Origin of the sequence: Paraburkholderia dinghuensis (assembly GCF_003837865.1) — a bacterium.
GTDB classification, from domain to species: domain Bacteria; phylum Pseudomonadota; class Gammaproteobacteria; order Burkholderiales; family Burkholderiaceae; genus Paraburkholderia; species Paraburkholderia dinghuensis.
Window position 1 is genome coordinate 231,294 of the sequence record NZ_RQIS01000006.1, and the last position, 6,000, is coordinate 237,293.

Annotated in this window: 6 protein-coding genes; 3 read left to right on the forward strand and 3 right to left on the reverse strand. The window is 63.0% G+C overall.

Features of this window, described 5'->3' with window-relative positions; genetic code table 11:
• The 3 genes from D1Y85_RS10465 (at position 1) to D1Y85_RS10475 (ending at position 3,071) form a co-directional block, all read left to right on the forward strand.
• The gene (locus tag D1Y85_RS10465; protein ID WP_124150973.1) at positions 1-765 is read left to right on the forward strand and encodes an SDR family oxidoreductase; all 765 of its coding nucleotides are present in this window, start codon (positions 1-3) and stop codon (positions 763-765) included.
• Between the two features lie 25 nt (positions 766-790).
• Positions 791-2,041, forward strand: coding sequence for an acyl-CoA dehydrogenase family protein (locus D1Y85_RS10470; protein WP_124150974.1), 1,251 nt, complete (start codon positions 791-793; stop codon positions 2,039-2,041).
• Between the two features lie 91 nt (positions 2,042-2,132).
• Positions 2,133-3,071 carry a LysR family transcriptional regulator gene (locus tag D1Y85_RS10475; RefSeq protein WP_124150975.1) on the forward strand — a complete coding sequence of 313 codons (939 nt, stop codon included), beginning with the start codon at positions 2,133-2,135 and terminating at the stop codon, positions 3,069-3,071.
• Positions 3,072-3,203: 132 nt separating this feature from the next.
• On the opposite strand, the gene D1Y85_RS10480 is transcribed toward D1Y85_RS10475, so the two are convergent.
• The 3 genes from D1Y85_RS10480 to D1Y85_RS10490 form a co-directional block, all read right to left on the reverse strand.
• Complete coding sequence (locus D1Y85_RS10480) at positions 3,204-4,055, reverse strand: 3-hydroxybutyryl-CoA dehydrogenase (RefSeq protein WP_124150976.1); 852 nt, start codon at positions 4,053-4,055, stop codon at positions 3,204-3,206.
• A 37-nt stretch (positions 4,056-4,092) separates the two neighbouring features.
• Complete coding sequence (gene bktB, locus D1Y85_RS10485) at positions 4,093-5,280, reverse strand: beta-ketothiolase BktB (RefSeq protein ID WP_124150977.1); 1,188 nt, start codon at positions 5,278-5,280, stop codon at positions 4,093-4,095.
• A 61-nt stretch (positions 5,281-5,341) separates the two neighbouring features.
• Positions 5,342-6,000 (reverse strand): electron transfer flavoprotein-ubiquinone oxidoreductase (locus tag D1Y85_RS10490; protein WP_185218949.1); only part of this gene is annotated, 659 nt, incomplete at its 5' end.

Consider the following 6,000-nt stretch of genomic DNA (forward strand, 5'->3'; position numbering starts at 1 on the left):
TTGAGCACGAATCTCTTTGACCTCACGGGCCGCATCGCTCTCGTAACGGGCGCAAGCCGCGGCATCGGCGAGGCAATCGCGCGGCTCCTCGCCGAGCAGGGCGCTCACGTGATTGTGTCGAGCCGCAAGCTCGAAGACTGCGAGTCTGTCGCGGCGGCCATCCGCGCAGGCGGAGGCAGCGCCGAAGCGTTCGCCTGCCACGTCGGCCGCATGGAAGACATCGCCGCCACGTTCGCCTATATCCGGGAAAAACACGGGCGCCTCGACATCCTCGTCAACAACGCCGCCACCAACCCGTATTTCGGCCACATCCTCGATACGGACCTCGGTGCGTACAACAAGACCGTGGACGTCAATATCCGCGGTTATTTCTTCATGTCGATCGAAGCCGGGAAAATGATGAAGGCGCAGGGACGGGGCGCCATCGTCAACACTGCGTCAGTCAACGCGCTTCAGCCCGGCGACATGCAGGGCATCTACTCCATCACGAAGGCGGCGGTAGTCAACATGACGCGCGCATTCGCGAAGGAATGCGGGCCGTTCGGCATCCGCGTGAACGCGCTGTTGCCAGGCCTCACGAAAACGAAATTCGCCGGCGCGCTGTTCGAGAACAAGGCTATCTACGACCGCTGGATCAACGAAATTCCGTTACGCCGCCACGGCGAACCGCAGGACATGGCGGGCACCGTGCTCTATCTCGTGTCCGACGCAGCGAGCTACACGAACGGCGAGTGCATCGTCGTCGATGGCGGACTGACGATCTGATAAACCGTACACAAGGAACCCGATCATGAATTTCGCGTACAGCCCCAAAGTTGAAGATCTGCTGCGTCGCGTGCGCGGCTTCATCGACGACCATATCGTTCCACGTCAGCGCCAGTGGCTGGAAGAAGTGCATGCGGGCCACTATCCCGTGTCGTTCATGGAGGAACTCAAGGCCATCGCCAAAGCCGAAGGGCTGTGGAACCTCTTTCTGCCGCAGCTGGCGGACGACGAGCCCGGCACGCGTCTGACGAACCTCGAATACGCGCCGCTCGCGGAGGCCATGGGGCGCATCTCGTGGGCCTCGGAAGTATTCAACTGCAACGCGCCCGACACCGGCAACATGGAACTGCTGCATATGTTCGCGACGCCGGCACAGCGCGAGGCGTGGCTCAAGCCGCTGCTCGAGGGCGAAATCCGCTCTGCGTTCGCCATGACGGAGCCGGATGTGCCCTCCTCCGACGCCACCAACATCACGACGTCCATTCGCCGTGACGGCGACGATTACGTGATCAACGGCCGCAAGTGGTTCATCACGAACGCGGCGCATCCCAACTGCAAGCTATTCATCGTCATGGGCAAGACGGACCCGGACGCCGAAAGCCATCGTCAGCAAAGCATGATTCTGGTGCCGGCGGAAACACCGGGCGTGACGATCGTACGCAACATTCCCGTGATGAATCACATCTCGCCGGAAGGACATTGCGAGGTCACGTTCAAGAACGTTCGCGTTCCGGCGTCGAATCTGCTCGGCGAGGAAGGCGGCGGTTTCGCGCTCGCGCAGGCGCGGCTCGGGCCCGGACGTATTCACCACTGCATGCGCTCGATCGGTGCAGCGGAACTGGCGCTGGAACTGATGACCGAACGCGCGCAGGAGCGCAAGACCTTCGGGAAATATCTGCATCAGCACGGAACGGTGGGCGAGTGGATTGCCAAGTCGCGTATCGAAATCGAGCAGGCGCGGCTCCTCGTGTTGAAGACGGCCTGGCTTCTCGACGAAGTGGGCGCGAAAGCGGCGCGCAAAGAGATCTCCATGATCAAGGCGCTGGTCCCGCAGGTTTATTCGACTGTCTGCGACCGCGCGATGCAGGTGTTCGGCGCGATGGGCCTGAGTCCCGACACGCCCCTCGCCGATCATTGGACCTGGGCTCGCGCATTGCGCTATGCGGATGGTCCCGACGAGGTTCATCTTCAGGCCATCGCACGCATGGAAATCAGCCACAGCAAGGCGCGGCTCGGATCGACGGCGGTCTACCTGAACATTCCGCAGCGCGATTGAAGCCTGAAGCGCGACGGCGACACACATGACCCATTCGGACGCATCGTCACCTTCCGGCTCGTTTAAGATGTCGGCAAACGGAGCCTCTGAGATGCGTCTGCCGAAGCTGGATCTGAATCTGTTCGTCGTATTTGCGTCGATTTATGAAAAGCGCAATCTGACTCGCGCCGCCGAGGCGCTTTTCATCACGCAACCCGCCGTGAGCAATGCGCTCGCACGCATGCGCCGGGCGTTGAACGATCCGCTCTTCGTGAGCACGTCGTCAGGAATGGTGCCCACGCCGCTCGCCGAAAACATTGTCGGCCGCGTGCGTGAGGCGCTGCAACTGCTCGAAGCGAGTGCAACCGCGGGCGACGTATTCGTTCCCGCCGCATCGCAGCGCACGTTTCGTCTGAGCATGCCCGATTTGACGGAAGCAATCCTCCTGCCGACGCTCGGCGAGTTGCTTCAGCAACAGGCGCCAGGCATGAACATCGAGTGCTATTTCACCCCGCGCAACGAAGTGGCCGCAGCGCTGGAAACGGGCAAGATCGACTTTGCCATCGACGTGCCGTTTATCGACGATCCGCAATTGCGCCAGGCGCCGCTCGGTAGCGACCGTTACGCGTGCCTGCTGCGGCACGGCCACCCGTTCAAGGGCAACACGCTGAGTATGGAAGACTACCTGGCGTTTGGTCACATTCAGGTGTCGAGTCGCCGCCAGGGAAGCGGCTTCGTCGACGCGGAGCTGAAAAAGCTCGGCAAACAGCGGCAGATGCGTATGCGCGTGCAGCACTATATGGTTGCGCCGCTCGTCGCCTTGCGCACCGACCTCGCGCTGACCGCTCCGGTGCAGCTGCTACAACGATATGACGCGCGCATTTTTGAATTGCCGTTCCGGCTACAGAGGCTGGAGTGGCATTTGTACTGGCATCGCAGCAGTGAGCAGGATCAGGCAAGCATATGGCTGCGAAGCCAGATCATAGGATTGCTGAGTGTCCCGGAAACGCCACCCGCGCAGCCGAAGCGCAAGCGTCGGGCAGGCGGATAGCCTCTGACTTCCGGGGCACCGTGCACGCTATGCGAACCGCTCCTGCACTCACTTCTTGAGTGCTGAACGTCACGCTTCGCGAGAGCGCTGGCGAGTCGCGAGACGCGCTCGCTCATCGCCAGTGCTCGCCACTCATTCGTAGCAATAGACACCCTGCCCCGTCTTGCGGCCGAGCCGGCCCGCCGCCACGAGTTCGCGCAACAGCGGACACGGACGATACTTCGCGTCGCCGAAGTCCTTCAGAAACACGTCCATCACCGACAGGCAGACGTCAAGCCCGACCAGATCCGCGAGTGCGAGCGGGCCGATCGGATGGTTCGCACCAAGCTTCATGCCCGCGTCGATTTCCTCGGCGCTCGCCACACCCTCGGCCAGCACGAAAAAGGCCTCGTTAATCATCGGCACGAGGATCCGGTTCACCACGAATCCCGGCGAGTTCCTCACGCCGATCGGCGATTTGTCGAAGCGTTGCGTGAGCTCGCGAATTGCCTGAGCGGTGGCATCGCTCGTTTGCAGCCCCCGGATGATCTCCACGAGCGGCATGAGCGGCACCGGGTTGAAAAAATGCATGCCGATGAACCGCGAAGCATCGCCGAGCGTCGCCGCGAGCGCCGTGACCGAGATCGAGGACGTATTCGTCGCGATGATCGCGTCCGGACGCGCCACCGCTTCAATCTGCTTGAGGATCCGGTGCTTGAGGTCGACGTTTTCGGTCGCCGCTTCGATCACGAGATCGACGGCCGAAAGACGCTGATAGTCGGTCGCGGTCTCGATGCGCGCGAGCGCGGCGTCGCGCCTTGCGGCATCGAGCTTGTCTTTCGCCAGCAGCCGCCCGAGGCTACCTTCGATCGTCGCGATCCCCTTTTGCAGCGCCGCCTCGGTCACATCGATCAGAACGACATTCAGTCCGGCGACGGCGGCGGTCTGTGCAATTCCATTGCCCATCGTGCCCGCGCCGACGATGCCTACCGTTTGAATTTTCATGTTCGCTTCTCGTTGAAATCGCGGTGTCGCGCACCGTTCATTGCAGGTTTTCGAAGATCGCTGCGATGCCCTGTCCGCCGCCGATGCACATCGTCACGAGCGCATAGCGCCCGCGCGTGCGCTGCAACTCGGCGAGCGCCTTCACGGTGATCAGCGCGCCCGTCGCGCCGATCGGATGACCGAGCGAGATACCCGAGCCATTCGGATTCACTTTGGCCGGATCGAGCCCGAGCTCCTGACTCACCGCGCAGGCCTGCGCCGCGAATGCCTCGTTTGCTTCGATCACGTCGATGTCGCCGATCGTGAGCCCGGCACGTTCGAGCGCGATGCGCGTAGCAGGCACGGGACCGATGCCCATGTAGCGCGGATCGACGCCTGCATGCGCGTACGACACGAGTCGCGCCAGCGGCTTGTGTCCGCGCGCTTCGGCCGTCTTGCGCTCCATCAGCAGGACTGCCGCGGCCGCATCGTTGATCCCCGATGCGTTGCCGGCCGTCACCGTCCCGTTCTCCTTCCGGAACGCGGGACGCAGTCCCGCGAGTTCGGCCAGCTCAACGTCCGCGCGCACATGCTCATCGGTATCGAAGACGACTTCCTTGCCCTTCACCTTGCGCGTCAGCGGAACGATCTGCTCCTTGAAGCGGCCCTCGGCGATCGCGCGTGCTGCGCGGCGGTGTGATTCGACCGCGAGCGCGTCCTGCTGTTCGCGCGTGATGCCATACTTCTCGGCGACGTTCTCGGCCGTGACGCCCATGTGTATCGTGTCGAACGGATCGTGCAGCGCACCGAGCATCATGTCGATGAGGCGCGCGTCGCCCATGCGCGCACCGAAGCGGGCATCGGGCGTGATGTACGGAGCGCGGCTCATGTTCTCCGCGCCGCCGCCGATCGCGACGTCAGCGTCGCCGAGCAGGATCGTCTGCGCCGCAGACACGATCGCCTGCAGGCCCGACCCGCAGAGGCGGTTGACGGTGAACGCCGGCGTCGCCTGCGAGACGCCGCCGTTCAGCGCGGCGACGCGGGCCAGATAGAGATCTTTCGGCTCAGTCGAAATGACGTTGCCGAACACGACGTGACCGACTTCGTCACCCGCGACCTGCGCGCGTGCGAGCACTTCGCGCACGACGATCGAGCCGAGTTCGGTGGGCGCCACGTCCTTCAGGCTGCCGCCGAACTTTCCGATGGCGGTACGCACACTGCCGACTACAACGACTTCTTTCTGCATGGTTTGCTCCTTCAGTTGGTTGCCCGGCGCGCGCTGCTAACAGGCGCGCGCTGCGAGCGAATTACATGTTCGGATAGTTCGGTCCGCCGCCGCCTTCCGGCGTGACCCACACGATGTTCTGCGTCGGATCCTTGATATCGCAGGTCTTGCAGTGCACGCAGTTCTGCGCGTTGATCTGCAGACGGTCGCTGCCGTCGTCGTTCTTCACGAACTCGTACACCGCCGCCGGGCAGAACCGTGCCTCGGGGCCCGCATACGTGCGCAGGTTCACATCGACCGGCACGCTCGCATCCTTCAGCGTCAGGTGGGCGGGCTGGTTTTCCTCGTGATTCGTATTGGAAATGAACACCGAGGACAGGCGGTCGAAGGTGAGCTTGCCGTCGGGCTTCGGATACTCGATCGGCTTGCACTGCGAGGCCGGTTTCAACATCTCGTTGTCGCGATGCTGGTGATGCAGCGTCCAGGGCACCTTGCCGCCGAAGAGCTTCTGCTCGATGCCAACCATCAGCGTGCCCAGGTACAGGCCCTTGCTCATCCACTGCTTGAAGTTGCGCGCCTTGTACAGCTCGTCGTGCAGCCACGACTGCCTGAACGCTTCAGGGTAAGCGGTGAGTTCGTCGTGCTGGCGGCCTGCCTGCACGGCGTCGAACGCCGCCTCGGCGGCCAGCATGCCGGTCTTGATCGCGGCGTGGCTGCCCTTGATGCGCGAGGCGTTCAGGA

Bases quoted from the DNA above. Each gene is read 5' to 3' on its own strand.
- D1Y85_RS10470 (WP_124150974.1), top strand. From the start codon at position 791: ATGAATTTCGCGTACAGCCCCAAAGTTGAAGATCTGCTGCGTCGCGTG.
- D1Y85_RS10475 (WP_124150975.1), top strand. From the start codon at position 2,133: ATGCGTCTGCCGAAGCTGGATCTGAATCTGTTCGTCGTATTTGCGTCG.
- D1Y85_RS10480 (WP_124150976.1), bottom strand. From the start codon at position 4,055: ATGAAAATTCAAACGGTAGGCATCGTCGGCGCGGGCACGATGGGCAAT.
- bktB (WP_124150977.1), bottom strand. From the start codon at position 5,280: ATGCAGAAAGAAGTCGTTGTAGTCGGCAGTGTGCGTACCGCCATCGGA.